Origin of the sequence: Bacillus sp. SIMBA_074 (assembly GCF_046534555.1) — a bacterium.
GTDB lineage: Bacteria > Bacillota > Bacilli > Bacillales > Bacillaceae_G > Bacillus_A > Bacillus_A mycoides.
The window spans coordinates 64,218-91,039 of record NZ_JAWRYM010000001.1 but is presented as its reverse complement, the minus strand read 5'-3'; the positions used below and the strand labels follow the sequence as shown (position 1 = coordinate 91,039).

Sequence of the window (26,822 nt, the reverse complement as noted above, 5' to 3'; positions counted from 1 at the left end):
TCATTTTCGTTGCAAGTGTTAATGCATATGTTGATCGTGCCCGGATGAAGATGGGGGAGTATGATCGGGGAATGTCACGAACACGGCAACGATAATTACCACACTAATTGAAAGTAATAATAAAAAACGCCGTTGGATAAAAGTAGAAAAGATTTCTGATAAAAGTTGAATTATACATGACATAGTTATTGTTATAGTAAGTAAAAGACTAATGAACAGTATACTGTGAGCTTGTTGAGCGTTTAACATTTCTGTAATCATTGCTCCCATCATACTTGCCATTAATCCAGAAAACATTCCTTCTAAAGCGGTAAATAGGTGAAACCGTAGACCGACTAAAAAACCGATACAACTACTAATCAAAATCGCAAGCAAAGTAGAATATAGTAATTCACCTTTAAAAAGAATACCTAAATAAAAACCGATACTTAAACCGATACACATACTAAAAGACATAATAAATACCATATACTCCATTAGGGTACCCTTGCGTTTAGATATATATGATGTAATAAGAATCGAGATACAACAAAGTGTTAAGGCAGTTAACGTATAAGCGAACATCATGATACCTCCCTGTCCTATCATTCACTTCATCATATGTTCAAATGGAGAGTACTTATGCTAATATATATCTGCAAATTATCTGCACAATTTAAAAAAGGTAAGTTCAGTATAATTTTCAAATAATGATGGTTATCTTAGTGGACGATGCTTCATAAAGAATTGTTGTATTTTTATTTTGAGAGAATATATGTAAGCAAGTAGTAGTGAATGGAAAAGATGTTCGATTTTTGAGCGTCTTTTTTGTCTATAAGCATGAGAAAGAAAGTGTTATATAATGAGTTTCTATTGTGAAGCCATAAAGAATAAGCGTATAATATTATAGGTCTCCCATTTGTGAGGCAAACCGCGAATGATAAATAAGATGGTTGTTTTATCATCGCTTCTAAACAGATAGACAATGAAAGTAACACTGGAATACAGATAGGGAGTTAGAAGATGAAATTAATTATTGCTGAGAAACCAGATCAAGGTTTGGCTCTTGTTTCACAGTTTAAATATCGCCGGAAAGATGGGTATTTAGAAGTAGAAGCAAATGAGTTATTTCCAAATGGAGCGTACTGTACATGGGCAATTGGTCATTTGACGCAGTTATGTAATCCAGAACATTATCACGCTGAGTGGAAGAAATGGTCACTTAATACATTGCCGATGATTCCAGAGCGTTTTCAATTTGAGGTAACAAAGTCAAAGTATAAGCAATTTAACGTTGTGAAACAGCTGTTACATAATCCACAGGTAACAGAAATTATTCACGCGGGCGATGCTGGGCGTGAAGGGGAACTGATTGTAAGAAATATTATTAATCTTTGCAACGTGCAAAAGCCAATGAAGCGTCTTTGGATTTCATCTTTAACGAAGCAAGCTATTTATCAAGGATTTAAAAACTTACTAGATGAAGCAGATACGATTAATACGTATTACGAAGCATATACAAGATCTTGCGCTGACTGGGTCGTTGGTATGAATGCATCGCGTGTCTTTAGTATTTTGCTAAAGAAAAAAGGAATGAATGATGTGTTTTCCGCTGGTCGTGTACAAACACCAACATTAGCACTCATTGTAAAGCGTGAAAAAGAAATAGAGAACTTTAAGTCAGAGCCGTTTTGGGAAGTGTTCGCAACCTTTAATATAGAAGGAAAGAAATATGAGGGGAAATGGGAGAAAGATAATGAGTCCCGCTTAAATGACCCTGATTTGGCAAATAAAATTGCAGCGTTTTGTCAAAACAAACCGGCTGTAGTAAAAGAAATGAAAACGGAGCGTAAAGAGTTTCAGCCGCCGTTTTTATTTAATTTATCAGCACTGCAAGCGACAGCGAATAAAGCCTTTAAATTTTCACCAAAAAAGACACTTGATATAACGCAAGCACTATATCAAAAAGGGATTGTCTCTTACCCTCGTTCGGATTCTAACTATGTTACACAAGGAGAGGCAGCGACGTTCCCTGATATTTTACAGAAGTTAAGTCAGTTTGATGAATATAAAGGTTTATTGCCAGCACCAATTGAATCGATTATGAATAATAAGCGTTATGTGAATGAAAAGAAAGTTACAGATCACTACGCAATTATACCGACAGAGCAAGTTACAAATCCAAGCAAACTATCAGGTGATGAAAAGAAAATTTACGATATGATCGTAAGAAGGCTGATTGCGGCGCATTATGAAGTAGCAATCTTTGACTACACAACGATTACAACTCTTGTAGACGAACGTGCTGCGTTCATTTCGAAAGGAAAACAACAAATTCAAGAAGGATGGCGTAAAGTCATTTTCCAAGACGATAAAGATGACGAAACGATTCTTCCAATTGTAGCTGAAGGTGAACAAGGGAAAGTTGTAAAGGTGAAAGTGAAAGAGGGGAAAACACAGCCACCGAAACGTTATACAGAAGGACAACTTATTACGTTAATGAAAACGGCCGGTAAGTATTTAGAGAATGAAGAGCTTGAGAAAGTATTGAAGAAAACAGAAGGTTTAGGTACGGAAGCGACTCGTGCCGGTATCATTACGATGCTGAAAGACCGTAAATATATAGATGTACAGAAAAACCAAGTGTACGCAACCGATAAAGGGAAAGTATTAATTACAGCAATCGGTGATAAAATACTAGCTTCACCAGAAATGACAGCAAAATGGGAGCAACGCCTTGCGGAAATTGGAGAAGGTACAGCTTCACCAGCGACATTTATGGAGCAAACGAAAAAGCTATCAGCTAAAATTATTGAAGATGCGGTAGAAATGTCGGAGAAATGGGATTTCACCGGATTACATGTTGAATCGATTGAACGAAAAGGATCGAAATTTACAACAGGTAAAAAGGTCGGGAACTGTAAAAAATGCGATGGCGATGTTATTGATAAGTCGACGTTTTACGGTTGTTCTAACTACAATACAACACAATGTGACTTTACCATCTCGAAGAAGATTTTAAGCAAAGCTATTTCGCAAAAAAACATGACGAAACTATTAAAAGGTGAGAAGACCGATTTAATTAAAGGCTTTAAAAAAGGCGAGAAAACGTTTGATGCGAAGTTAGAGTGGAAAGATAATAAGATTAATTTTGTGTTTGAGAATTAAGTGGTTTTAACAAATGAAAAAGCCCTTTCCCGAGTAAAATGTGCTGTATTAGGTTTGAAAATATAGATAGAAAAGAAAAAGCATGACAATTTTATGTCATGCTTTTTTATTTTATAATTACAGAGTTTTGTATACTAGCACTAAAATTTATTTGAAATAATTGTTTGAAAAGGTGTTATTAAATTGGACGTTTATATCATTTTGAGCATTTCTTTTATATAAAGGGGAAATAAGGAATTAGAAAATAAAAACAAGCAATGAAGAGAACAGCTGAAAGTAGCTTACACCGATGTTTATAAAAAGTTATAGAGCATTTCTTTGAATGAGGAATGCTTTTTGTTTTTGCTTGGAATAAAAATATACAACAAAAATACTATCTAAAATAATAAAAATTTATTGCAAAACGATAAAATTTATATTAAAATCAAAATCAGAATAAATAAGTGTGGTGCTTTTTATGGAAAAGGTAACAACGTTATTTTTAAAATTAGAGGAGGTATAAATATGGAGGTTAACAATGTGATAATTGAAAATATGGATAACCCTCATGAGTTGGAGAGAATGTATAGAAAAGACCCGAAAGCTTTTAAAAAGTCATTCTCACAAGCATGGGATGAAAACCCTGATTCTCAGGTTCTTGGTGCTTGGTATGAAAGATTGCATTTCAAGGAGACGGCAAATACAGAAAAACCTTCATTGTTTCAAAAAGGTTTCTTATTCATGGGCATTTTAGCTATTCTGGCAGGGCTAAGCACCAGGGTAATCTTCCATTTTGTCGAGCAGGAAGCAATTGCTCCAATTAACTTGGCTTTTGGTGTAATTCCCTTTATTGCTGCTTATTTTATTTACAATAATACTCCGAAAAAAAGTATTATTTATTTCCTTGCAGCATTGTTCCTAATTGCCGGGGTGTATCTTAATATGTTGCCATTAAATTATAAAGACAGCAGTATCCTTGCGTATTTACATCTTCCTATATTCTTATGGGTCTTAGTAGGGCTTGCGTTTACAGGAAATGAATATTCAAAAGGAAGTACGAGATTAGCTTATATTAAATTTAATTTGGAATATTGTATTCTCTACGCCAGCATGGCAGTGAGCGGAATGGTACTAGCAGCATTAACCATGCAGTTATTTAGGTTTGTTGACTTGAATATAGAAGACTTCTATTTTAGTAATGTTATTTTATTTGGTGCTGCCGCTCTCGCTATTGTGGCTGCATACTTGGCATCAATGAATCTTAAACTTGCTAAGAATATTACACCATACATATCTAAAATTTTTAGTCCTCTCGTCTTGATCACATTGTTGATTTATCTTATAACGGTTATATGGGTCGGGAAAAATCCGTTCTTGGACCGCAATTTCCTAATGGCCTTCAACGGAATACTCCTTGGTGTATTGGCTGTTACCATATTTTCCATTGTTGAGAGTGAATCAGACGAGAAAAAGAACATTTCAGATTATATCAATTTTGCCTTAATTGTTCTTGCGCTTATTATTGACACTGTAGCTTTGTCAGCCATCGTATTCAGACTTTCTTCTTACGGGATTACACCTAATAGACTTGCTGTCTTAGGAGTAAACATACTGATCTGGGCAAATCTAATTTGGATTATGTTTTCCTATATGCGTTTTCTACAAAACAAATCAGGACCGACAGCTATCCAAGATGCCGTTACGAAGTATTTGCCAATTTACGGACTTTGGGCAGCTTTCGTTATATTTACTTTCCCTATAATTTTTAATTAGAAAGACTTTGTTAACGTAACGACAAGCTAATTTTCTATAACGTATAAAATCCTTAGAGCCGATAAGTATCGTTACTTCTATACTTTCTCGACAATAAAAAAACGTCCCAAAGTAGGACGTTTTTTTTATGTGTATTGCTGTTTTTTCTTAATAAGTAATAACACTTGTGACACACACGCTAGTACTGGTAGTTCTATTAACGGTCCAATCACTAATGCAAGCGCGATAAGAGGCTCGTCTGGAAAAGCAGTCACAGCAATTGCGAGTGCAACAGGCGAGTTTCTCGCTAATGTTGTTACAGTGTCTTCATAGGATAAATGCATCATACGTCCTACAAACTGTCCTAGTATAAAGTTAATTATGAAGAACAGTAATACTGGTATAAGTAACAATAAAACAACATTCATATTTTGTAATAAGTACTTACCTTGTGAGGCAAACATCGCTACTATTGCTAAACTTAAAAATACAATTTGAGCAGAGCTGAAAAACGGAATGAGTTTATTCTCAAGTGTTTCAACTTTTTTCATTTTATGCATAATGAATTTTGTAGCGTGCGCAAGTAAAAATGGTAAGACGATTACGATAACAATACTTTCTACTAAAACAGAAACCGCTACAGTTTTCATGACACCAGCAAATAAAAATAAATAAATTGGAAGCAGTAGTACTTGTAAAATTAAATTTACTGGTAGAATTGATGTAGATAATGCGACGTTACCTTTTGCAATCTCTGTGAAAATTAAATACCAGTCTGTACACGGAGTAACCATTAACATAATAAAGCCGACCCAAAGTGCTGGGTGATCTGAAAGAAATAACGCGCCTAATCCCCAAGCAAGAAAAGGTGTCCATATAAAGTTAATACCTAGGCTTGTTCCAGCGAATTTTAAGTTACGGAAGCCATTTTTTATATCATTTAATGGGATGCTGAGGAATAATCCGTAAAGCATTAAAAATAAGAAGGGGACAATAAATTTTTCTGAATGCATATGTATCATATTAAATTGTCCTAATATAACCCCGAATATAACAGCTGCAAGAATGATAAAGGTTTGAATCTTTTCTAAAGTACTCATTAATAAATCCTCTCTATAGATGAATTTCTCTCTCTAGTTGTATTATACAAGGGATTTCACTTATGTGTTTTCGAATTTATCATTTCGAATGAGGAAATATATTTCTTTGTTATTTTTAATCCGAGACATTTTTCTTTTTGAGAAGTTACTTGACTAAAGTAAGCGGGTGTATTACAATCACTTACATAAGGTAATTAAATAACAAAAAGTTTTAATTTACTTAGGTTAAGGTATCAATTGGAACTTTTTATTAGAATAAGAATTTTTATGATGATGAATAATGAATATGATAAGAAAGTTTAGGTGAAGAAAATGGGGTTATTTAGCTCATTGTTTGGTAAAAAAGAAGAAAATACAAAAGTAGAGGGGAATAAAACAATGTCAAAAGTATTATTTGTAAAAGCAAACGATCGTCCAGCGGAGCAAGCAATTAGTTCAAAAATGTATGAAACATTTGTAAGTGCTTATAAGGAAGCAAATCCGAATACAGAAATTACGGAGTTAGATTTATTTGCATTAGATCTTCCGTATTACGGAAATATCGCTATTTCAGGTGGATATAAACGTAGTCAAGGAATGGAGATAACAGCTGAAGAAGAGAAGGCAGTTGCTACAGTAGATAAATATTTAAATCAATTTTTAGAGGCTGAAAAGGTTGTATTTGCGTTCCCATTATGGAACTTTACAGTACCAGCACCATTAATTACGTATATTTCATATCTTTCTCAAGCTGGAAAAACGTTTAAATATACAGCGAACGGTCCAGAAGGTTTAGCTGGTGATAAGAAAGTAGTTGTTTTAGGCGCTCGTGGTTCAGATTACTCTTCTGAACAAATGGCTCCTATGGAAATGGCTGTTAATTACGTTACAAACGTACTTGGGTTCTGGGGAATTACCAATCCAGAGACAGTTGTAATTGAGGGACACAATCAATATCCAGATCGCTCACAGCAAATTGTTGAAGAAGGTTTAGAGAACGTTAAGAAAGTAGCGGCGAAATTTTAAATAATGATAGTAAATGTAAAAACCAACATGGATGACCATGTTGGTTTTTTAGTCTATTCCCTATGTTAAAAAATGTATATTTATAAAATAAAAGAAAAGTTTGAAAATAGTATTGCAAAATATTATATATCAAACTATAATGAGTTCAAGAATAGTTGATACTTAAATTAAATATTCAGAAAATTCAATTAGTTAAAATTGGAAAATGAGATAAGGAAATTTGAATGGGGGGTTATATTATGGCGAATAAAGTACCGTTTTCGTTCATAGTAGTTATTGGATTAATGTTATTTGCACTATTTTTTGGAGCAGGAAATTTAATTTTCCCAGCTATGCTAGGTCAATCGGCAGGAGAGAATGTATGGATTGCTAACGCTGGATTTTTAGTAACAGGAGTAGGTTTACCATTACTAGGTGTATTAGCCTTTGGTTTTTCAGGTAAAGATGATTTACAGTCATTAGCAAGTCGTGCTCACCCAGTGTTTGGGATTGTGTTTACAACAGTTTTATACTTAGCAATCGGTCCGTTATTTGCAATACCAAGAACAGGAAATGTTTCTTATGAAATTGGTCTTAAGCCTTTTATGCCAGAGGGATTAGGTTCTACACCGTTAATTCTTTTTACAATTATATTCTTTAGCATCACTTGTTTTTTTTCGCTAAATCCTGCGAAAATTGTCGATATTGTTGGAAAAATCTTAACGCCAATTAAATTGACATTCATCGGTATTTTAGTAATCGTTGCTTTTATTCATCCGATTGGAGAAATGCAAGCACCAGTTGAAGGGTATACATCACATGCATTTTTCAAAGGATTCCAAGAAGGATACTTAACAATGGACACGCTTGCATCGTTCGTATTTGGGATCATCATTATTAATGCAATTAAAGAAAAAGGTGCGAAAACGAAAACACAAATTATGGTTGTTTGTGCAAAAGCAACACTGATCGCAGCATCTATTTTAGCAATTATTTATACAGCTCTTTCTTATATGGGAGCTTCAAGCGTTGCGAAGCTTGGACATTTAGAAAACGGCGGAGAAGTATTAGCAAAAGTTTCTAACTACTATTTCGGATCATATGGCGGAGTATTATTAGGGTTAATGATTACAGTTGCTTGTTTAACAACAAGTGTGGGACTTGTATCAGCATGCTCTTCATTCTTCCATAAGTTATTTCCAAATGTTCCTTACAAAGCAATTGCAATTACGTTATGTGTGTTTAGTGCTATTGTTGCAAATGTTGGATTAACACAACTAATCGCAGTTTCTGTTCCAGTATTAACAGCGATTTATCCACTAGCAATCGTGTTGATTTTCTTAACATTCTTCCATTCATTATTCAAAGGAAGAGCTGAAGTTTATCAAGTGAGTTTAATCGTAACGTTTATCATCAGCTTATTTGATGGATTAAGTGCAGCTGGAGTTAACATTGAAGTAGTAAGCCGTGTGTTCACTAAATTCCTTCCGATGCAGGAAGTAGGATTAGGCTGGATCTTCCCAGCGATTATCGGTGGATTTATCGGATATGGCATTAGCATTTTAAAAGCGAAAAATCAAGTTCGCCCAGCAGCTAGTGCGAATAAGAAAATAAGTTAAATGAAAAAAGTTATAGAATTTGATTCTATAACTTTTTTTGTTACTATTGATAAGAATAGAAAAAATAAAGTAATAGGGGAAATAAAATGAAAAAAACAATTGACCATATCGGGATCGCAGTTCGTGATATAGATAGTACGATACAGTTTTATGAAAAGGTTTTATCAGGAACTTTAATAGATCGATACGTAAGTGAAGCACCTGGTGTTGAAAGCGAAGTAGCTATTCTTGAAGTTGATGGTGATAGAATCGAATTACTTGCGCCAACGAATAATACAACTTCTCCAATAGCACGATTTATAAAGCAAAAAGGGAAAGGTGTCCATCATGTTGCGTATCGTGTAGACGATTTAGATGTAGCTTTAGAAGAATTAAAGGAACAAGGGATTCGAACGTTAGAACATACGCTTCGAATTAATAAACACGGTAGAAGATTAATATATCTTAACCCAGCGGATACAGAGGGAACAATCATTGAGTATTGTGATTATCCGGAAGCGAAATAAAGGAAGTTTATCCTTGAGAAAAGGTGTTACGTAATAACGTAACGCCTTTTTAATTTATGTATTTCTCTTTATATGGGAGGTTATTTCACACTTTTTTCACAAATGATTCACGATAACTTTTCTTCTTTAGAAACTTACATAAATATATTTTATGCTATAATGATAATCTACTTTAAAAATATAAGTAATATATATATAAGTAGCTACTATTTTGTTAGAAGTGTAGAGGTGAGGAATAAATAGAGAGTGATACTAAATAAATCCTTATACTTAATCAGGTTAATATTTTATCAAGAAATAAAACTTGGGAAGTAAAAAGTAATGAAAGTGTAGTGACGAAAAAGAAAGAAGTGAAATGATTGTGAAAGTAATACGAAGGTTAGGGGCATGGCTATTAATAGCGTGCGTGTTTATCATATTGATACCAAAAAGCGCATCTGCTCATGCGTATGTTGTGAAATCAAATCCTGCTGAAAATGAAACGTTAAAGAAAGCACCATCTGTTGTGAAAATTGAATTCGATGAGGACATACAAGTTTCAAGTTTTAATACATTGTTCGTAAGAGACACCTCAGGTAAAAGAGTAGATTTAAAAGATGCACATATTGATAAGAAAAACAAAAAAATATTAGAGGCTGGGTTAAAAGAGAATCTCAAAAATGGTCTCTACTCTATTCAGTGGAAAGCTATTTCAGCTGATGGACATCCGATTCAAGGAGTTATTCCATTCCGTATTGGATTAGCAGAAGCGGGAACAGATGATATAAAAGTAGAAGAGATGGGCTATGTTCCCCAAATCGATATGATTATGGAACGCGGAATTTTATATACAAGTTTTTCTCTATTTATTGGTGTTCTATTATTTAATCTTATCCTTTATAAAGGAAGTGTAAGTCAAGTTCAGTCGAGGAGTAAGAAAATAATATGGATATCATTATTTGGGATATTCATTAGTTTACTTTTCAATTTACCGTTGCAAGCGAAAATAAATGCTGATGTTTCATGGCTAGAAGCATTCGATCCTTTATTATTAAAAGAAACATTACAGCTATCTGTTTTTGGTTATGTATGGATCACTCAAATGGCTCTTATTAGTACGCTTATGATTGTTACATATTTTGCAGTGAAGAGTGAGAGGGTTTCGTCGTTTAAAGTATGGAGCATTCCAATTGTATTATTTATTGGGTTACTTGTTATGAAAGCCTTCAATAGTCATGCATATGGATTAAAGTTTAAAGAAATTGCTGTCGTTATGGACTTTCTGCATTTATTCGCAGCTTCGTTATGGATGGGGGGGCTATCATCGATTGTTCTTCTGTTACGTAAAGAGGCTGACAAGTGGACTATGTATTGGGATGCGATTAAGCGTTTTTCGCCATGGGCAACAGGTGCTGTCATAGTGATTTTATTAACGGGTCTTTTTAACAGTACATTTTTTATTCCCACGATCCATTCCCTATTTGATACGAAGTATGGATTGGCCTTATTAGCAAAGATACTTTTATTCGTGTGTATGGGGATATTGGGAATTATTCATTATGTGAAAGGGAGAATGCGAGCGCAGCAAAGGTTAGGAGCTACGGTGAAAGTAGAGTTTATCATTGGAATTATCGTTTTCGTAATCGTAGCTTTTATGACAAATGTACAAACGCCGCCGATGCCTCCTACGGGACCTTTTACAGAGAGTAAACAATTAGATAATGGATATGAACTTACTTTACATGTAAGTCCTAATAAGGTAGGACAGAATACATTTCATATTACTTTGAAGGATGAGAATGGACAGCCTGTTACTGATATGGAACAAATTGTATTGACGACTCAATCTTTAGATATGAATATGGGCAAAGGTTCATTTAAAGTTTCGGCAGTGTCACCGGGAGAATATGAAGCGGAAGGTATGTATATTAACATGACAGGAAACTGGGATATACAAGTTCACGGATTAACAAAATCTCTTGATAGTTTCGATACGGATTATAAATTTATTGTAGGTGGCAGATAAAAAAGACGTTATAAATGAAAAGGAGTTTATAGAAAATGAAACGTATAAAAAAATTAGGAACAACAATGATCGCAACAATAATTGCAATGGGTATTTTTTCGTTACCTGTTAGTGCTCACGTAACTGTGAAACCAGCAACTTCTGACGTTAGCTCTTGGGAGACTTATACAATAAAGGTACCTGTTGAAAAGAATATGGCAACAACAAAAGTCACACTGAAAATACCGTCTGGAGTCGAGTTTCAACAGTACGAGCCAGTGCCAGGGTGGAAAGTGGAAGAACAAAAAGATGCAGCTGGAAAAGTTAAAACTGTAATATGGGAAGCAACAGGAGAAGGGATTTTACCTGGTCAGTTCCAACGATTTACTTTCGTTGCTAAAAATCCAGATAAAGAGCAACAAATAGCTTGGAATGCATATCAACAATATAAAGATGGAGAAATTGTTGAATGGACAGGCGATGAGAAAGCTGAAAAGCCCCACTCACTTACTACGATTGCAAAAGGTACATCATTAACAGGAGAACATGGTGAAGTATCTAGTGTGGAAAAAAATGAAGGTACAAGTAATATGCAAACAATAGCAATTGTCTTATCAGTTTTAGCGATTGTATCTTCCGTAGGTACGTGTGTTTTTGTAGTACGTCGTAAAAAGTAGGGAACATTGAAAGGTCTCATTGAAAGTAATGAGACCTTTGTTAATAAAATTTTGAGATTAAGCAGCTTCGAGGGGGATTAGAGCTACAAATACAACATGGTTTATTAAGATAAGGAACTCAATTGACTGTCATTACTTCTTCTGGTAGGTTATCATGCTTAAGCCAGTTTTCAATTAAAGTATTAAATAGTTTGGGATTTGCTAAAGGGATTCCATGACCGATTTTAGGAATGATAATACCTGTGCAATTAGGATTGCTTTCAAGGATTGCAGTCATCGAGTCTTTCATGATTCTTTTTTCGTTTTCTCCAACAGTCACTAATATATTGCTACTAGCATTCTCGAAACCTTTTGGTATTGTAAACGACATATTTTCTTCTAATATCCTCACAAATGTATTTTTACTTATTTGACAACTTTCATGATAATAGTTATCAAATTGTGTTTCATCTATGCACATTGATTTTGCTTGTATTTTGGAAAACGTCTTACTCTTTATAAGTGGATAGGTTAAGCCAAGGGATCTTATTAATGTTTTAGCGAAAGGAATTAGTTTAACTAATGCGCTATTTATCATAGCGTATTGAATTAAGTTTGGTTTCATGCTGAGCATTGCAATTAATACTTGAGCACCTAACGAAAAACCGATTACTATAACAGTTTTACCTTGTCCTTTTTCTTCAACTAATTCGATGATTTTTTCAGCACTAAAGTGTATTGAAAAATGATCCTTACTACTATTTTTCCCTTGCTCGGGTAAATCAGGAACAAGGCAGTGAAAGTTAGTAAAATGTTTAATTTGTTTGTCCCACATCCATCCACTGACTCCGCCCCCATGAATAAAAACCATAAGTGGAGAGCTTGAATCTCCAAATTCTTTATACTGTAAAACCATATAATTCCCCCTTATGATTAGAATTGTTAGTCCATACATATGTATTAGAGATAATATTTTCTACTTAATTATCATCATACAATAAAAAAGAAAAATTTTCCTTTTGCTAAGATGTTAAGTGACTGTACTCATAAAATGGTAAAAAAGAAAGAGCCTACAAGTGGTAGACTCTTTCTCATATCTATTTATTTCACTTCAACTTGCTGCCTTACAGCAAGTGCTTTCGGCTTTATATTTACAAAACAAATGCTTACGATAATAAATAAAAGTCCGATGAATAAGCTAATTGTAATGGCCTCATGTAAGAAAATTGAACTTACAATAATAGCGATCAGTGGGATAAGGAACGTATAAGCCCCAACTTTACTTGCCTCACCAGCTCCTACAAGTGTAAAGTAAGCGAGCCATCCCATTGCAATAACAAAGAACGAGATGAATAGTAGTACACTTACAAATGGTATACTCCAAGCGATGTTAGACCAGCTCTCAAATTCTGAACCAAATCCGATTAAGCAAAGTCCGCCAATAATAAGCTGAAGTGTTACCATCCAAATGGCATTAACGCGGTGTCCAGTTTTCTTAATAAATACTGTGCCGAGTGCCCAGCCGATAGCGCACCCTAAAGCAAGTAGTACACCGATAATAGAAATATGTCCAGTTAAACTACTAGAGCTAATAACCCCAACACCAATAAATCCAAGAATAAGTCCGAAAATTTTCAAGCCGTACATAGATTCTTCAAGCCAAATCCATGAGAAAATGCCGAGTAAGACAGGTTGGAGAAATACGATTGCGGAGAAGAGTCCGGCGGGCATATACTGAAGTCCGACAGTTTGTAGTCCGTAAAACAAAATAATATTGAGTAAAGATGAAATAAAGTATAAATGCCAAGTTTCCTTTAAATTTAATTGTTTGTATTTCGGTAATGCGAAAGTAAGTAAGATAAATCCTCCTATTAATGTTCTAATCCCTGCAAAGAGTACGGGTGGTGTGTAATGCAGAGCGAATTTTGATAACGGCCAATTAATTCCCCACATAATAACGAGAAATGTAAGGATTATGGCAGTCTTAGTTCGAGAAAGCTGTGTCACTGTAATCCCTCCTTGTTGTATTCCATTTCACTATGATATGATATCGACTATGATAAATAAAATGAATCTTTTTTATAAGGAGTATAAGTGATTAGTTATGACCATTACACAACTTCAAGTTTTAATTAAAACGGTTGAATTAGGGAGTTTTACGAAGGCTGCTGGGATGTTAAATATGACACAGCCAGCTGTAAGTCATGCGATTTCAAGCATTGAGTCAGAGTTAGGAGTTACCATTCTTATACGCGATAAACGAAAAGGGCTAATCGTTACGGATGTTGGAAATAGAATTCTTGTACATATTAGAGAAATCTTAAACGGCGTTGAGAAGATTGAACAAGAAGTAGCGATGGAGAAAGGGCACGAAATTGGGACGATTCGAATTGGGAGTTTTCCGAGTGCTTCTGCACATTTCTTACCCAAAATGATAAATCTTTTTAAGGAGAAGTATCCGAACTTAGAAGTCGTTCTTTGTGAAGGTACGATTAAAGAAGTTGAAGATTGGTTAGTATCGAGGGTTGTTGATATAGGAATTGTTATTTTGCCTAATAAAGATATGGAGATCGTGCCCTTAACGAAGGGGAAAATGGTTGTTGTCTTAAGAGAGGATCATCCTCTTTGTAAGAACGATTCTATTACAATAGGTGATTTAGAGAATGAACCGATCATATTATGTAAGGGTGGGTACGAACCACCCATTATCGATATGTTTAAACAAGCGAACGTACCACTTCGGGTTGAATATATAATTTCCACAGTTACAACAGCTTTAAATATGATTCAAGAAGGATTAGGAATCGCAATTTTGGCTGAGTTATCTTTAACGAGTTTACCAAAGAATATACAAACGAGAGAATTGGAACCACAAGTATGGAGAGAAATTGCTTTAGCTGTTCCTTCATTAAAGGATTCTTCACTCGCTGTACAGCTATTTATTGAAGAATTCCAAGACTTGTTTGCAGAATAAGGAGAGGTGTCTCATATATTGTAATGGGGCACTTTTTTATTTGCTTTAAAAAATTTGTAAAAAGGATTGACTTATATTCCTGTTGTAACTATAATGATTACATCGAGGTGGTGATCACGATGAAAATTAGTAGCCGCTTTTCTATAGCTGTTCATATTTTATCTATTTTGAAAAACAATCCATCTTCAGTTTGCACTTCAGACTATATGGCCGAGAGTGTAAATACAAATCCGGTAGTCATTCGTAAAATAATGTCTTACTTGAAACAATCTGGATTTGTTTACGTAAATCGCGGACCAGGTGGCGCGGGATTATTAAAGGATTCACATGAAATCACATTGTTAGATGTGTACCATGCAGTGAATGTAGTAGAAGAAGACAAACTATTTCACATTCATGAAAAACCGAATCCAGACTGTCCAATTGGGGCGAATATTCAAGCTGTTTTAGAGGTTATTTTAGTTCAGGCGCAATCTGCGATGGAAGAAGTGTTGAGAAATATTACGATGGGGCAGTTATTTGAATCTTTACAACAAAAAATGAAAGCATAATATGATAATTGCAAGTCTCTAAAAGAGAATGCATATTTTTTTCTTAAAATTGTAACTGTTTTGGTTACATCTAAAAATAAAAAGAAGGTAAGGTGTAAAAGATATGACTGTAAAAATGAAAGTATACTCAGATTTTATATGCCCGTTTTGCTTTTTAGCAAAAGGCCTATTAGATGAAGTAGCGAAAGAGAAAGATGTAGAAATCGAATGGATGCCATTTGAATTGCGTCCAAGTCCATATTCTAAAATAGATCCTTGGAACGAGCCAGATAAGTTAGGTTCATGGGATTCTTTCATTCTTCCTACTGCAAAAAAATTAGGGGTTGAAATGCGTCTGCCACGCGTTTCTCCGCATCCATATACACATTTAGCTTTTGAAGGGTGCCAATTCGCGAAAGAGCGTGGACTTGGAAATGAGTATCATCACCGAGTATTTACTGCGTTTTTCCAAGAAGAGCAAAACATTGAAGATATTGATGTATTAACGAAATTAGCGGTAGAAGTAGGGCTTCCTGAAGCTGAATTTAAAGATGCTTTAGTAAATCGTAAATATAAAGAAAAACATCAAGAAGCAATTCAGCATGCATATGATGAAGCAAATATTATGGCTGTTCCAACTGTCATGATTGGAGATGAAGTCATTCAAGGACTTGCTAGTAAAGAAACGCTAGAAAGAGTAATTGATAAAGAAATCGAAAAGGATAAAACAAATTCATTTGAAGGTATGCAATGTAAGACGGATGGATATTGCTAATTCGTCTTGCATGAAAGACTCAAGTTGATTTGTTTAAATAAAAATAATAAAACATATATTTGGAGGAATTAAAATGTCAGCAACTACAACAAATTTAAAAGAAGCAATCGTGAACCGTCGTTCAATTCGTAAAGTAACAAAAAACGCTACAATTACAAAAGAAAGAATTGAAGAAGTTTTAAAAACAGCTTTACACGCACCAACTTCTTTCAATATGCAAAGTGGCCGTATGGTTGTATTAATGGATGGAGAGCATGAAAAGTTTTGGGATATCGTAAAAGAAACGCTTAGATCACGCGTGCCAGCAGAAAATTTTGAAGCAACAGTAGAAAGACTAAAAGGCTTCCATGCAGGTGTAGGAACAGTTCTATTCTTTGAAGATCAAGCAACAGTAGAAAAAATGCAAGAAAATGCACCATTGTATAAAGATCAGTTCCCATTCTGGTCTCATCAAGGAAATGCAATGCTACAACATACTGTATGGATGCTATTATCGGCTGAAGGAATTGGAGCGTCATTACAACATTACAATCCAATCGTAGATGCTGAAGTGAAAGCAACTTGGAACATTCCAGCAGAGTGGAGCTTAGTAGGACAAATGCCATTTGGTGAGCCAAATGAACAACCAGGGGAAAGAACATTCTTACCTACTGAAGATGTAGTGAAATTTTATTAAAAAATACAATTCAAAATCAAAATTAAAAAAGTTAGATAAATGAAAGGACAGTAGATAGTATATATACTATCTACTGTCCTTTCTTATTTAATATTCACACCCAATCGTGGAAGATCTTATTTAAGATAAGCATTACTGTGAGAACAATTTCTTTAATATTGATGACGTATAATTAAAAATCTATTATGTTTATTTTTTTGAAATTACAGTAAACATCCCCGTCATGTTTGGTGAGTAATCTTTAAAATCATATTTTTCATAGAACGATTCTTTACCTTGTGATGCAAACAAACCGACAAATGCCTTATCAGGGGCATTCTGATTTAAGTATTCAACCAAAATATGCATGATTTCTTTCCCGATTCCATTTTTCTGATAATCTGGATGGACTACTATATCTTGAATATAGAAATAGATAGCCCCATCACCAACAATTCTCCCCATACCCACAATTTGTTCATTATCCTTGACTGTGATGCAGTGAACAGAATTCTTCAGTGATGTTTCCACCACTTCAAAATTCATATAATTAGTCCATCCCACAGACTCGCACAAATATTTGTACTCTTCCAATGTTGGAATGTTATTTTTAAACTCATATTTTTTCAAAATGTATCCTCCAAGTCCTCAAATTCAACAAGTATAATAAATTCGACATTTTTCTATCTATTCCTCTTACGCAACAGAACTCCTTTTAGTTATTGAATTTAGTGTAGTTTCCTTATTTGTATTTGTGTTAATTTATAAGAGTTTAGGGAAGAAATATAAGAAATAATCCGGTGAGAAAGGAAGTAGAAAAATGAATGATGAGAAAAAATATACAGTGGTAGGTACTGATGTTGATGAAGTGAAACGTTTAAATAAAAATTCAGGATTAACATATAATCAGGTGAAGGAATTGTTAGCGAAGCAAATGCAAAAAAAAAGTAATTAGATTGAAATCTTTCATTTTTTCATTTAGCATTTTGATTGGAGAGAGTTAAGTAAAAGGTAACTCTCTTTTTTATATAAATGAGCAACTTTTAGAGTGGAGGAAGCAACATGAAAAAATGGGTAAAGATAACGTTGTCTATCGCCGGAGGTATTGTTCTATTGGCATGTGCCGGAGGATATTACGTGTATAAAAATTATTTTCAAAAGGAACCTGAGCGTATTGTATATGATAAAGACAGAGTGTTAAAACCGATACATAATCAGCTTAAGGGGATCGACATAGATAATATAAAGATAAAAGAAAAAGAAGTTGTAAATGCGACTGTGGATGAGCTTCAAAAAATGGTTGATGATGGGAAATTATCATATGAAGAATTAACGAGTATTTATCTTTTTAGAATACAAGAACACGACCAAAGTGGAATATCATTAAATGCTGTTACAGAGATTAATCCTGATGCGATGGAAGCAGCACGAAAGTTAGATAAAGAGAGAGCGTTAAAGAAGAAATCGAACTTATATGGCATTCCTGTCATTGTAAAAGATAATATACAAACGGAAAAAGTGATGCCGACAAGCGCAGGAACTTATGTATTAAAAGATTGGATTGCAGATGAAGATGCGACGATCGTGAAGAAGTTGAAAGAAGAAGGTGCTTTTGTTTTAGGAAAAGCGAATATGTCTGAATGGGCAAATTATTTATCTTTTACAATGCCAAGTGGATATAGTGGGAAGAAAGGACAAAATTTAAATCCATACGGTCCGATTACGTTTGATACATCGGGATCAAGTTCTGGATCTGCTACAGTAGTTGCAGCAGATTTTGCACCGCTTGCGATTGGCACAGAAACGACTGGATCAATTGTAGCACCAGCATCCCAGCAATCAGTAGTTGGATTACGTCCATCTTTAGGTATGATTAGTAGAACTGGAATTATTCCGTTAGCTGAAACGCTTGATACTGCAGGGCCTATGGCAAGAACGGTAAAAGACGCGGCAACGTTATTTAATACAATGGTAAGTTATGATGAAAAAGATGCTATGACAGAAAAAATGAAAGATAGAGATAGAATAAATTATACGAATGATTTATCGATAGATGGATTAAAAGGGAAAAAGATAGGGATTCTTTTTTCTGTAGATCAACAAGATGAAAATAGAAAAGCAGTAGCAGAAAAGATTAGAAAAGACATTCAAGATGCAGGTGCGATATTGAGTGATGATATTCAGTTAAACAGCGAGGGTGTAGATAATCTGCAAACATTAGAATATGAGTTCAAGCATAATGTTAACGACTATCTTTCGAAGCAAAAAAATGTGCCTGTAAAATCGTTAGAAGAAATTATAGCGTTTAATAAAAAAGATAGTAAAAGACGAATGAAATATGGACAAACATTAATTGAGGGCTCTGAAAAATCTGCTATAACGAAAGGTGAGTTTGAAAAAGTAGTTCAAACGAGTCAAGAAAATGCAAGAAAAGAGATAGATAGGTATTTAGTAGAAAAAGGTTTGGATGCTCTTGTGATGATTAATAATGATGAAGTTCTTCTATCAGCTGTGGCTGGTTATCCAGAATTAGCAGTGCCGGCAGGGTATGATTCTGATGGTCAGCCGGTAGGCGTAGTGTTTGTTGGGAAACAGTTTGGTGAAAAAGAACTTTTTAATATTGGATATGCGTATGAACAGCAATCTAAAAATAGAAGATCTCCTAAAATATAGAGTTGATAAAGTAGTTTTTAGAAAAGTATTAGATAAAAAAATCCGACAATAAAAAAGAAAAAAAGGATTCTTTCCAATTAGTAAGAAAGATTGTCTATAGAAGTTCATAAAATGTAATATATCCGATTTCCATCCATTGAAGGGAGAGGTTAATTCTTAATGAATGAAGTGAAAAATTTCTTTCGAAGCAGAGGGTTTCAACGGTTTCTCGTTTTAATAATATTAGCGCTTGTATTGTATGGATTAAAAAGTATGATTAATTTAATATTAATTACGTTTATTCTCACGTTTTTGATGGATCGATTTCAAAAGTTTATTTCAAAAAAATTGAAAGTAAATAGGAAAGTGGTTATTGCTTGTTTATATATTGTATTAGTGACGTTTATTGTAACTACATTATATAAATATTTACCTGTGCTAACGATACAAATTTCACAATTGATTTATCAATTTAAATTGTTTTTTCAACATCCACCTGATAATGAGATGATTAGATACGTACTTTCAGCAATTAATGAAATGGAAGTATCAAAATATATTGAACAAGGTGTGGATGTCATTTATCAATCAATAGCAAACATAGGAAAGGTAAGTTTGCAAATACTATTGTCTCTTATTCTAAGCTTATTTTTCTTATTGGAAAAAGAGCGAATTATTTCATTCACGTCTAAATTTAAAGATAGTAAATTAAAGATTTTTTATGAGGAGATTGCATATTTCGGTGAAAGATTTGCAAGATCGTTCGGAAAAGTGATTGAAGCACAGTTTTTAATTGCAGTTGTAAATTGTGTGCTCACTGTAATTGCACTTGTCATTTTAGGATTTCCACAGCTTCTTGTATTGGCTGTCATGGTCTTTCTACTCGGCTTGATTCCAGTTGCTGGTGTTATTATTTCCTTGTTTCCACTTTGTATCATTGCCTATAACGTCGGCGGGGTTATGTATGTTGTATACATACTAGTGTTCATTACAGTAATCCACGCTCTTGAAAGTTATTTTTTAAATCCAAAATTTATGTCTGCAAAAACGAATTTACCAGTATTTTATACATTTATGATTCTTATCTTTTCAGAGCATTTCCTCGGAATATGGGGGCTTATTATCGGAATACCAATCTTTATCTTTTTATTAGATGTACTTGACGTAAATAACGATGAACCGATTAAAGATAATAAATGATAGAAAATGACCGATGTTTTCTCTTGATGAAAACATCGGTCATTTATTATTTTTTCTTTGGAGGAGGTAGTTTAATGAATCTATTTGCAATTAAAGCTATAATAACAGCAGCAAAAATAAAGACTGCGATTACACCAACTCCCATACCTGCCCATCCTCCTATAAGGAAGATACTTATCGGTATTGCTAACAAGCTTAAAATAATTAGAATCAATCCGAGATTCTTATCATATTTTGTAGTTGGGAATAGCGTTCTGATGATTAAGAAGAGGAAAAGTATTAAGGATGCTACAGCTAGCAAGAGGATTACAATCGTCCAAGAATCATTCATGAAATCACTCCTTTTTATAGATAATATTACAGTTTAAATTGAGGGGGAACTATAAAAATATAAAAAAGCAATCCAATATAAATCGGATTGCTTTTTTGATTGAAAATATGATTAAAGAACAGGAGCCATTGTTTCTTTCAATACTTGAACAGAGTGATCGAATTTTAATTCTTCCTCTTCACTTAGTTCAACTTCTAAAATTTCACGAACACCGCCGCGGTTTAAAACAGCAGGTACGCCAATATAAACATCTTGTTGGCCGTATTGACCTTCAAGGTATGCTGATACAGTTAATACGCTGTTTTCGTTGTTTAAGATTGCTTTCGTGACACGTAAAAGTGACATGCCGATACCGTAGTATGTAGCACCTTTTCGTTCAATAATATGGTAAGCTGCATCACGCACGTTTATGAAAATATCATCTAAATCTTTTTGGTTATATGTGTTGTCTTTTTCAAGAAGCGTTTGTAGTTTTTGAATACCAATTGATACGTGACTCCAAACAGGAAGTTCTGTATCACCGTGCTCTCCGATAATATAAGCGTGAATGTTATGAGGTCCAATATCGAAGTACTCACCTAACATATAGCGGAAACGAGCAGAATCAAGAGTTGTACCAGAACCGATTACGCGTTCTTTCGGTAATCCAGATTCTTTCCAAGTTACGTAAGTTAAAATATCTACAGGGTTTGTTGCGATTAAGAAGATACCGTCAAAGCCGCTATCCATAATGCTACGAACAATTTGCTTGAAAATTTTAGCATTTTTCTCAACTAAATCTAAACGTGTTTCACCTGGCTTTTGTGGTAATCCAGCTGTAATTACAACAAGATCTGCGTCTTTACAATCTTCATAACTACCTTTCCAAACCTTTGTTGGAGCTGGTGCGAAAGGAACGGCATGGCTTAAGTCCATTGCTTCTCCTTCAGCTTTTGCTTCATTTACATCAACTAAAACAAATTCTTCAGCTACAGCTTGGTTAATCATACAGTAAGCATAACTACATCCAACTGCTCCTGTTCCTACTAATACAACACGGTTAATACCTTTTTTCATTTCAAAATTCCTCGCTATTTCATAAATTTTATTATGTAAGATAATACGTCTTACTTCTATAGTTTCATATCTATTTTATTACATTTTATAAAAGATATTCAAGTGATTGAAAATGTATCCACTCAATTACTTGAATGAAACATAGGAATCCTGTTAAACGAATATAATTCAGTAAAATCCTTCGTAAAAGGGGAATTGGCATGGGGAATCCATTATCGATGGAACAAATGCTTCAAATTGTTCATGAAGGGCTTGCCAAAACGAATAACCCCAAACGGATTACAGTTGCCGGTGCAGGGATATCTGGATTAGTTGCAGCATCTTTATTAAAAGAGGCTGGACACGAGGTAACGATTATAGAAGCGAATAACAGAATAGGTGGCAGGGTGTATACGATTCGTGAACCATTTAGCGCAGGGTTATATTTTAACGCAGGCCCTATGCGTATTCCGGATACTCATGATTTAACTTTAGCCTACATTCGTAAATTTAAACTACCGTTAAACCTTTTTATTAATAAAACTTCTTCAGATATAATTTATACGAATAACAAAAGAACGAGATTGGATGTGTTTGAAAAGGATCCAAGTGTACTTGGATATCCAGTTTTAGATAAAGAAAGAGGGAAAACAGCAGAAGGGTTAATGTTAGGGGTATTAGAACCGATACTTAATTATATTAAGAAAGATCCGGATAAAAACTGGATTATTGTTGAAAAAAAGTATAAAACATATTCGCTCGGTTCATTTTTAACCGAGTATTATTCAGATGGGGCAATAGATATGATCGGAGTACTTCTTGATATGGAAGCATACATGGGAATGTCCTTAATTGAAGTATTACGCGAAATGATCTTTTTCACTTCAACGACGAAATATTATGAGATAACGGGCGGGATGGATGCATTACCAAATTCATTTTTACCAGAGCTAAAGGATAATATTTTTATGCCGTATAAAGTAGAAAAAATTATACAGGAAGATAATAAAGTAATGATGCAAGTAACACATGAACAAACGTTAAATTCATTTATAGTAACTGGTGACATCGCTATTGTCACAATTCCATTTTCAGCTTTGCGATTTGTAGAAGTTCAGCCATATCATTTATTCTCTTATTATAAAAGGCGGGCAATTCGTGAATTAAATTATATTGCTTCAACTAAAATTGCGATAGAGTTTAAAAGTAGATTTTGGGAAAGAGCAGGACAATATGGTGGTAAGTCAATTACAGATTTACCTATCCGCTTTACATATTATCCGAGCTACGGCATTCATACACCAGGGGCGGCTATCGTTTTAGTGAGTTATACGTGGGCAGATGAGGCGTTAACGTGGGATAGTCTCTCGAATAGAGAACGTATTCGTTATGCGTTGAAAAATTTAGCGCAAATATATGGAAATGTGGTTTATAGTGAGTATGTTGCGGGAGAATCTTTTAGCTGGAGTCAAAATCCGTATTCTTGCGGAGCATTTACAGCTTTTGAACCAGGGCAAGAGCTTGAATTGTTTCCATATATTACGCCGCCAGCGGGTAGAGTGCACTTTGCAGGAGAACATACGACATTAACACATGGATGGATGCAAGGAGCAATCGAGTCTGGAATTAGAGTTGCTCATGAAGTGAATGGAAAATGAAACGATAATCTAGTAGTTTTGTTTACAAATAGGTATTCTTTTAATAAAATGATAAATATAAATCGTAATAATTACGCTTTGAAGAAATTTGAAGTAGAGAAATGGATGGTCAGTCGAATGAGTAAAGTAGAAATTCATATATTAGGTGGTTTTTTAGGTAGCGGAAAATCAACATTGCTGCAAAATTTATTATTAGCAGAAAAGAAGAAAAATCGAAAAGTTGCAGTTTTGATGAATGAAATCGGTGAATACTCGGTAGATACAGATATTATTGGAAAAGAGAATGTGTTAAGGGAACTGCTGAAAGGATGTATTTGTTGTACGTTAAAAGAAGAGCTTGAAATTCAATTACATTCTTTATATCAACAAGAAAGACCAGATGTAATTTATATAGAAACAACAGGTGTCGCACATCCAATTGAAGTGTTAGATGCATGTGTATCACCAATTTTAGCTCCTTTCCTTGAAGTGAAATCTATAGTAGTCGTATTAGATGCAGTAAGATGGTTAAACCGAAGTATATTAAGTGCAAATGTACAACAGCTATTACATGAGCAAATGAAATATGGAAGTCATATTCTTATTAATAAATCAGATTTATTAACAGATTCGGATAAGAACAAAGTACTTGAAGACGTAAAGGCAATAAATAATCATGCGAAATTGTTTGAAACAAAGTATTGTAATATATCTTTAAAAGATATAGAAGAAGCTGAATTTGTGAGAGATGGAGAACATGAGACACTACATGTCAAACAGCATTTACATATACAAACGATGACGTATCAATTTACGAAATCGATTGATCAAGATAAATTATATGAATGGCTTTCGAATTTACCAGATAGTATTTATCGCGTAAAAGGATTTGTGAAATTCCATGGAGATAAATACCCTCACTTATTCCAATATTCATTTGGCGTACCAACCTTACTGGAACAAGACTTCGGTTTCCCGACAAATTTGGTAGTAATAGGGGAAGGATTAGATAAGAAGCAATTGGTTGAGGGGTTAGAGAAAGTAGAACTTAATTCTAATTAAGATTAAAGGACTAACTTCAAAATAAGTTAGTCCTTTTTTGTATGTAGAAAAACGCTTGCGGATTTTGTCTAATGAAAATAATTGAAAAATTCAGAAATATATTTATAATCAAATCTAAGAGGTGATTCAGGTGTCAGAAAAAATAATAATGGATGTAAAAAACCTAACAACAAAAGGGTTAGAAACGAGAGAGAAATTATTGTGTGCTGCAGAAGAGGTATTTGGTAATAAAGGATATTACGAAGCTTCTATCGTGAATATTACACAAGAAGCAACAGTAGCGCACGGAACTTTCTATAATTACTTTCCATCTAAAAAAGATATATTTGATGAATTGATTCGCAGATTGAACCGTGAGTTACGCTTAATTATTAAAGAAGAAATGAAGGGGATATCAAGTTATGAAGAGGCACAAAGAAGAGGTTTTCAGGCCTTTTTTCGATGGGTGAAAGATCGTCCTAATCTATATAACATTGTACAACAGGCGGTAGTTGTTGATGATAATTTATATAGATGGTATTATGCAAAGCTCGCAAATGGATTTTTAAAAAGTTTATCGGCTGGCATGGAAGCGGGAGAATTTAAACAACTTGATAAAGAAACAATTGCGTATTGTCTTATGTCAATTGGTCAATTTTTAGGAATGCGATGGGGCTATTGGGAAGAGAAAGATGTTCCGGAAGATGTATTTGAAGCAGCGATGTCATTAATATTTGAAGGATTGAGAAAGAGATAAGGGAGTGGGGAAAATATGCAAGGCATTGCTTATTGGATTGAAAAACGGGCCTATTTACATCCAGATCGCATTGCCATTATTACAGAAGAGGAGGAAATGACATATAAACAGTTACATGAGTATGTAAGTAAAGTAGCAGCATATTTAATTTACGACTTAAATGTGCAAAAAGGAGAGAGGATAGCTATTTTATCACAAAATAGCTTGGAATATATTGTACTTTTATTTGCTATAGCAAAGGTAGAATGTATTGCTGTTCCACTGAATATACGGTTAACAGAAAATGAACTTATATTTCAGTTAAAAGATAGTGGAGCTACAGTTTTATTTGTAGAGGAAACATTTCAAAATATGGCACTGTCAATGCAGAATGTAACATATGTACAAAGAGTTATTTCGATTAAAAGTTTAAAAGAAATAGAAGATAGAAAAATTGACAACTTTGAAGAGATAAATGAAAGCGCATCCTTTATTATATGTTATACCTCGGGGACAACAGGACAACCGAAAGGAGCTGTACTTACACAAGAGAATATGTTTTGGAATGCGCTTAATAATACATTTGCGATTGACCTAACTGTTCATGACCGCTCCATTGTGTTATTGCCTTTATTTCATATTGGTGGGATTGGTTTATTCGCATTTCCAACTTTATTTGCAGGTGGAATAATCATTGTTCCGAGAAAATTTGAGCCAACCATAGCTCTTTCTATGATAGAAAAATATAAAGTGACTGTTGTAATGGGAGTACCTACAATTCACCAAGCATTAATTAATTGCGCAAAGTTTGAAACTACAAATTTACAATCAGTTCGCTGGTTTTATAACGGTGGTGCACCATGTCCAGAAGAGTTGATGAGAGAATTTATAGATAGAGGATTTTTATTTGGTCAAGGCTTTGGTATGACTGAAACATCACCAACCGTATTTATGCTTTCAGAAGAAGATGCAAGACGTAAAGTAGGCTCAATTGGAAAACCTGTTCTGTTTTGTGATTATGTACTTATTGATGAAAACAAAAATAAAGTTGAGATTGGTGAAGTTGGAGAGTTACTAATAAGAGGACCAAATGTAATGAAAGGGTATTGGAATCGGCCAGATGCAACAGAAGAAACGATTCAAGATGGTTGGTTATATACGGGAGATTTAGCTAAAGTTGATGAAGATGGTTTTGTATACATTGTCGGTAGAAAAAAAGAAATGATAATTTCCGGTGGTGAAAATATTTATCCCCTTGAAGTAGAGCAAGTTATTAATAAACTATCAGAAGTATGTGAGGTAGCAGTAATTGGTACACAACATGTAAAGTGGGGAGAGATTCCAATCGCCTTTATTGTGAAAAAGAGTTGCAGTGTATTAACTGAAAAGGAAGTCATTGATCATTGTCGTTTATTTCTAGCCAAATATAAAGTTCCAAAAGAAATTGTGTTTCTAGAGGAATTGCCTAAAAATGCAACTGGTAAAATTCAAAAAGCACAGTTAGCAAATCAACTGAAAAGTAGGTGAAG

Annotated in this window: 25 protein-coding genes; 18 read left to right on the top strand and 7 right to left on the bottom strand. The window is 34.1% G+C overall.

Translation table 11 applies throughout. From position 1 onward, the window contains the following. Positions 1-18: 18 nt before the first annotated feature. Positions 19-564, bottom strand: a complete 546-nt coding sequence (locus SB773_RS00450) for a hypothetical protein (protein WP_088005179.1) — start codon at positions 562-564, stop codon at positions 19-21. 438 nt (positions 565-1,002) lie between these two features. Here SB773_RS00450 and topB point away from each other — a divergent pair, with 438 nt between their 5' ends. Beyond that, positions 1,003-3,147 carry a DNA topoisomerase III gene (gene topB, locus SB773_RS00445; protein ID WP_002012275.1) on the top strand — a complete coding sequence of 715 codons (2,145 nt, stop codon included), beginning with the start codon at positions 1,003-1,005 and terminating at the stop codon, positions 3,145-3,147. A gap of 504 nt (positions 3,148-3,651) precedes the next feature. After that, positions 3,652-4,899 carry a DUF4153 domain-containing protein gene (locus SB773_RS00440; RefSeq protein WP_002126853.1) on the top strand — a complete coding sequence of 416 codons (1,248 nt, stop codon included), beginning with the start codon at positions 3,652-3,654 and terminating at the stop codon, positions 4,897-4,899. Positions 4,900-5,024: 125 nt separating this feature from the next. Here the strand turns inward: SB773_RS00440 and SB773_RS00435 are convergent, their stop codons facing one another. After that, positions 5,025-5,978: an arsenic resistance protein gene (locus tag SB773_RS00435; protein ID WP_410588116.1), complete on the bottom strand. Its 954-nt coding sequence runs from the start codon at positions 5,976-5,978 to the stop codon at positions 5,025-5,027. A 312-nt stretch (positions 5,979-6,290) separates the two neighbouring features. Here SB773_RS00435 and SB773_RS00430 point away from each other — a divergent pair, with 312 nt between their 5' ends. The 5 genes from SB773_RS00430 to SB773_RS00410 all read left to right on the top strand — a co-directional run bounded on the left by SB773_RS00430 (position 6,291) and on the right by SB773_RS00410 (position 11,748). Further along, positions 6,291-6,983: an FMN-dependent NADH-azoreductase gene (locus SB773_RS00430; protein ID WP_016126776.1), complete on the top strand. Its 693-nt coding sequence runs from the start codon at positions 6,291-6,293 to the stop codon at positions 6,981-6,983. A 239-nt stretch (positions 6,984-7,222) separates the two neighbouring features. Beyond that, on the top strand, positions 7,223-8,581 hold the full coding sequence (gene brnQ / locus SB773_RS00425; protein ID WP_002126859.1) for a branched-chain amino acid transport system II carrier protein: 1,359 nt from the start codon (positions 7,223-7,225) through the stop codon (positions 8,579-8,581). An 86-nt stretch (positions 8,582-8,667) separates the two neighbouring features. Continuing rightward, complete coding sequence (locus SB773_RS00420; protein ID WP_050000219.1) at positions 8,668-9,087, top strand: VOC family protein; 420 nt, start codon at positions 8,668-8,670, stop codon at positions 9,085-9,087. A 355-nt stretch (positions 9,088-9,442) separates the two neighbouring features. After that, a complete protein-coding gene (locus SB773_RS00415; RefSeq protein WP_410588113.1) occupies positions 9,443-11,092 on the top strand; it encodes a copper resistance CopC/CopD family protein in 1,650 nt (549 codons plus the stop codon). Between the two features lie 35 nt (positions 11,093-11,127). Beyond that, entirely contained in the window at positions 11,128-11,748 is a 621-nt protein-coding gene (locus tag SB773_RS00410) for a YcnI family copper-binding membrane protein (RefSeq protein ID WP_002126863.1), read from the top strand. A gap of 118 nt (positions 11,749-11,866) precedes the next feature. Here SB773_RS00410 and SB773_RS00405 read toward each other — a convergent pair whose 3' ends face one another. Further along, positions 11,867-12,643, bottom strand: coding sequence for an alpha/beta fold hydrolase (locus SB773_RS00405; RefSeq protein ID WP_016126777.1), 777 nt, complete (start codon positions 12,641-12,643; stop codon positions 11,867-11,869). A gap of 185 nt (positions 12,644-12,828) precedes the next feature. Further along, positions 12,829-13,734, bottom strand: a complete 906-nt coding sequence (locus SB773_RS00400; RefSeq protein ID WP_002086216.1) for a DMT family transporter — start codon at positions 13,732-13,734, stop codon at positions 12,829-12,831. Positions 13,735-13,831: 97 nt separating this feature from the next. On the opposite strand from SB773_RS00400, the gene SB773_RS00395 reads away from it, so the two are divergent. From SB773_RS00395 to SB773_RS00380, 4 genes are all read left to right on the top strand, one after another. Then, a complete protein-coding gene (locus tag SB773_RS00395) occupies positions 13,832-14,701 on the top strand; it encodes a LysR family transcriptional regulator (protein WP_410588110.1) in 870 nt (289 codons plus the stop codon). A 119-nt stretch (positions 14,702-14,820) separates the two neighbouring features. Continuing rightward, positions 14,821-15,252: an Rrf2 family transcriptional regulator gene (locus SB773_RS00390; protein WP_003188522.1), complete on the top strand. Its 432-nt coding sequence runs from the start codon at positions 14,821-14,823 to the stop codon at positions 15,250-15,252. A 103-nt stretch (positions 15,253-15,355) separates the two neighbouring features. Beyond that, complete coding sequence (locus SB773_RS00385; protein ID WP_410588108.1) at positions 15,356-16,006, top strand: DsbA family oxidoreductase; 651 nt, start codon at positions 15,356-15,358, stop codon at positions 16,004-16,006. 73 nt (positions 16,007-16,079) lie between these two features. Continuing rightward, positions 16,080-16,682 (top strand): nitroreductase family protein, encoded by a 603-nt coding sequence (locus tag SB773_RS00380; protein ID WP_002135720.1) that lies wholly within the window; start codon positions 16,080-16,082, stop codon positions 16,680-16,682. Positions 16,683-16,871: 189 nt separating this feature from the next. Here the strand turns inward: SB773_RS00380 and SB773_RS00375 are convergent, their stop codons facing one another. Continuing rightward, positions 16,872-17,291 (bottom strand): GNAT family N-acetyltransferase, encoded by a 420-nt coding sequence (locus SB773_RS00375; protein ID WP_002126872.1) that lies wholly within the window; start codon positions 17,289-17,291, stop codon positions 16,872-16,874. Positions 17,292-17,481: 190 nt separating this feature from the next. Here SB773_RS00375 and SB773_RS00370 point away from each other — a divergent pair, with 190 nt between their 5' ends. The 3 genes from SB773_RS00370 (at position 17,482) to SB773_RS00360 (ending at position 20,513) form a co-directional block, all read left to right on the top strand. Further along, positions 17,482-17,616, top strand: a complete 135-nt coding sequence (locus tag SB773_RS00370; protein WP_002012306.1) for a hypothetical protein — start codon at positions 17,482-17,484, stop codon at positions 17,614-17,616. A gap of 107 nt (positions 17,617-17,723) precedes the next feature. Then, entirely contained in the window at positions 17,724-19,334 is a 1,611-nt protein-coding gene (locus tag SB773_RS00365) for an amidase family protein (RefSeq protein WP_003188520.1), read from the top strand. A gap of 159 nt (positions 19,335-19,493) precedes the next feature. After that, positions 19,494-20,513, top strand: coding sequence for an AI-2E family transporter (locus tag SB773_RS00360; protein ID WP_003188519.1), 1,020 nt, complete (start codon positions 19,494-19,496; stop codon positions 20,511-20,513). 46 nt (positions 20,514-20,559) lie between these two features. Here SB773_RS00360 and SB773_RS00355 read toward each other — a convergent pair whose 3' ends face one another. Together SB773_RS00355 and SB773_RS00350 are read right to left on the bottom strand one after the other, a co-directional pair. Next, positions 20,560-20,844 carry a YesK family protein gene (locus SB773_RS00355; protein ID WP_016126778.1) on the bottom strand — a complete coding sequence of 95 codons (285 nt, stop codon included), beginning with the start codon at positions 20,842-20,844 and terminating at the stop codon, positions 20,560-20,562. Between the two features lie 111 nt (positions 20,845-20,955). Then, positions 20,956-21,900, bottom strand: a complete 945-nt coding sequence (locus SB773_RS00350; protein WP_002064875.1) for an L-lactate dehydrogenase — start codon at positions 21,898-21,900, stop codon at positions 20,956-20,958. Positions 21,901-22,100: 200 nt separating this feature from the next. Here SB773_RS00350 and SB773_RS00345 point away from each other — a divergent pair, with 200 nt between their 5' ends. The 4 genes from SB773_RS00345 (at position 22,101) to SB773_RS00330 (ending at position 26,820) form a co-directional block, all read left to right on the top strand. Then, entirely contained in the window at positions 22,101-23,537 is a 1,437-nt protein-coding gene (locus tag SB773_RS00345; RefSeq protein WP_003188516.1) for a flavin monoamine oxidase family protein, read from the top strand. A 117-nt stretch (positions 23,538-23,654) separates the two neighbouring features. Next, positions 23,655-24,578, top strand: a complete 924-nt coding sequence (locus SB773_RS00340) for a CobW family GTP-binding protein (protein WP_041868035.1) — start codon at positions 23,655-23,657, stop codon at positions 24,576-24,578. 130 nt (positions 24,579-24,708) lie between these two features. Then, positions 24,709-25,314 (top strand): TetR/AcrR family transcriptional regulator, encoded by a 606-nt coding sequence (locus SB773_RS00335; protein WP_001290796.1) that lies wholly within the window; start codon positions 24,709-24,711, stop codon positions 25,312-25,314. A gap of 15 nt (positions 25,315-25,329) precedes the next feature. Continuing rightward, the gene (locus SB773_RS00330) at positions 25,330-26,820 is read left to right on the top strand and encodes an o-succinylbenzoate--CoA ligase (protein ID WP_001161506.1); all 1,491 of its coding nucleotides are present in this window, start codon (positions 25,330-25,332) and stop codon (positions 26,818-26,820) included. Positions 26,821-26,822 lie beyond the last annotated feature (2 nt).

Coding starts and splice junctions, on each gene's coding strand:
- brnQ (WP_002126859.1), top strand. CDS start 7,223: ATGGCGAATAAAGTACCGTTTTCGTTCATAGTAGTTATTGGATTAATG.
- SB773_RS00370 (WP_002012306.1), top strand. CDS start 17,482: ATGAATGATGAGAAAAAATATACAGTGGTAGGTACTGATGTTGATGAA.
- SB773_RS00405 (WP_016126777.1), bottom strand. CDS start 12,643: ATGGTTTTACAGTATAAAGAATTTGGAGATTCAAGCTCTCCACTTATG.
- SB773_RS00390 (WP_003188522.1), top strand. CDS start 14,821: ATGAAAATTAGTAGCCGCTTTTCTATAGCTGTTCATATTTTATCTATT.
- SB773_RS00450 (WP_088005179.1), bottom strand. CDS start 564: ATGTTCGCTTATACGTTAACTGCCTTAACACTTTGTTGTATCTCGATT.
- SB773_RS00340 (WP_041868035.1), top strand. CDS start 23,655: ATGAGTAAAGTAGAAATTCATATATTAGGTGGTTTTTTAGGTAGCGGA.
- SB773_RS00420 (WP_050000219.1), top strand. CDS start 8,668: ATGAAAAAAACAATTGACCATATCGGGATCGCAGTTCGTGATATAGAT.
- topB (WP_002012275.1), top strand. CDS start 1,003: ATGAAATTAATTATTGCTGAGAAACCAGATCAAGGTTTGGCTCTTGTT.
- SB773_RS00350 (WP_002064875.1), bottom strand. CDS start 21,900: ATGAAAAAAGGTATTAACCGTGTTGTATTAGTAGGAACAGGAGCAGTT.
- SB773_RS00430 (WP_016126776.1), top strand. CDS start 6,291: ATGGGGTTATTTAGCTCATTGTTTGGTAAAAAAGAAGAAAATACAAAA.
- SB773_RS00345 (WP_003188516.1), top strand. CDS start 22,101: ATGGGGAATCCATTATCGATGGAACAAATGCTTCAAATTGTTCATGAA.
- SB773_RS00415 (WP_410588113.1), top strand. CDS start 9,443: ATGATTGTGAAAGTAATACGAAGGTTAGGGGCATGGCTATTAATAGCG.
- SB773_RS00385 (WP_410588108.1), top strand. CDS start 15,356: ATGACTGTAAAAATGAAAGTATACTCAGATTTTATATGCCCGTTTTGC.
- SB773_RS00440 (WP_002126853.1), top strand. CDS start 3,652: ATGGAGGTTAACAATGTGATAATTGAAAATATGGATAACCCTCATGAG.
- SB773_RS00380 (WP_002135720.1), top strand. CDS start 16,080: ATGTCAGCAACTACAACAAATTTAAAAGAAGCAATCGTGAACCGTCGT.
- SB773_RS00410 (WP_002126863.1), top strand. CDS start 11,128: ATGAAACGTATAAAAAAATTAGGAACAACAATGATCGCAACAATAATT.
- SB773_RS00355 (WP_016126778.1), bottom strand. CDS start 20,844: ATGAATGATTCTTGGACGATTGTAATCCTCTTGCTAGCTGTAGCATCC.
- SB773_RS00330 (WP_001161506.1), top strand. CDS start 25,330: ATGCAAGGCATTGCTTATTGGATTGAAAAACGGGCCTATTTACATCCA.
- SB773_RS00365 (WP_003188520.1), top strand. CDS start 17,724: ATGAAAAAATGGGTAAAGATAACGTTGTCTATCGCCGGAGGTATTGTT.
- SB773_RS00395 (WP_410588110.1), top strand. CDS start 13,832: ATGACCATTACACAACTTCAAGTTTTAATTAAAACGGTTGAATTAGGG.
- SB773_RS00435 (WP_410588116.1), bottom strand. CDS start 5,978: ATGAGTACTTTAGAAAAGATTCAAACCTTTATCATTCTTGCAGCTGTT.
- SB773_RS00360 (WP_003188519.1), top strand. CDS start 19,494: ATGAATGAAGTGAAAAATTTCTTTCGAAGCAGAGGGTTTCAACGGTTT.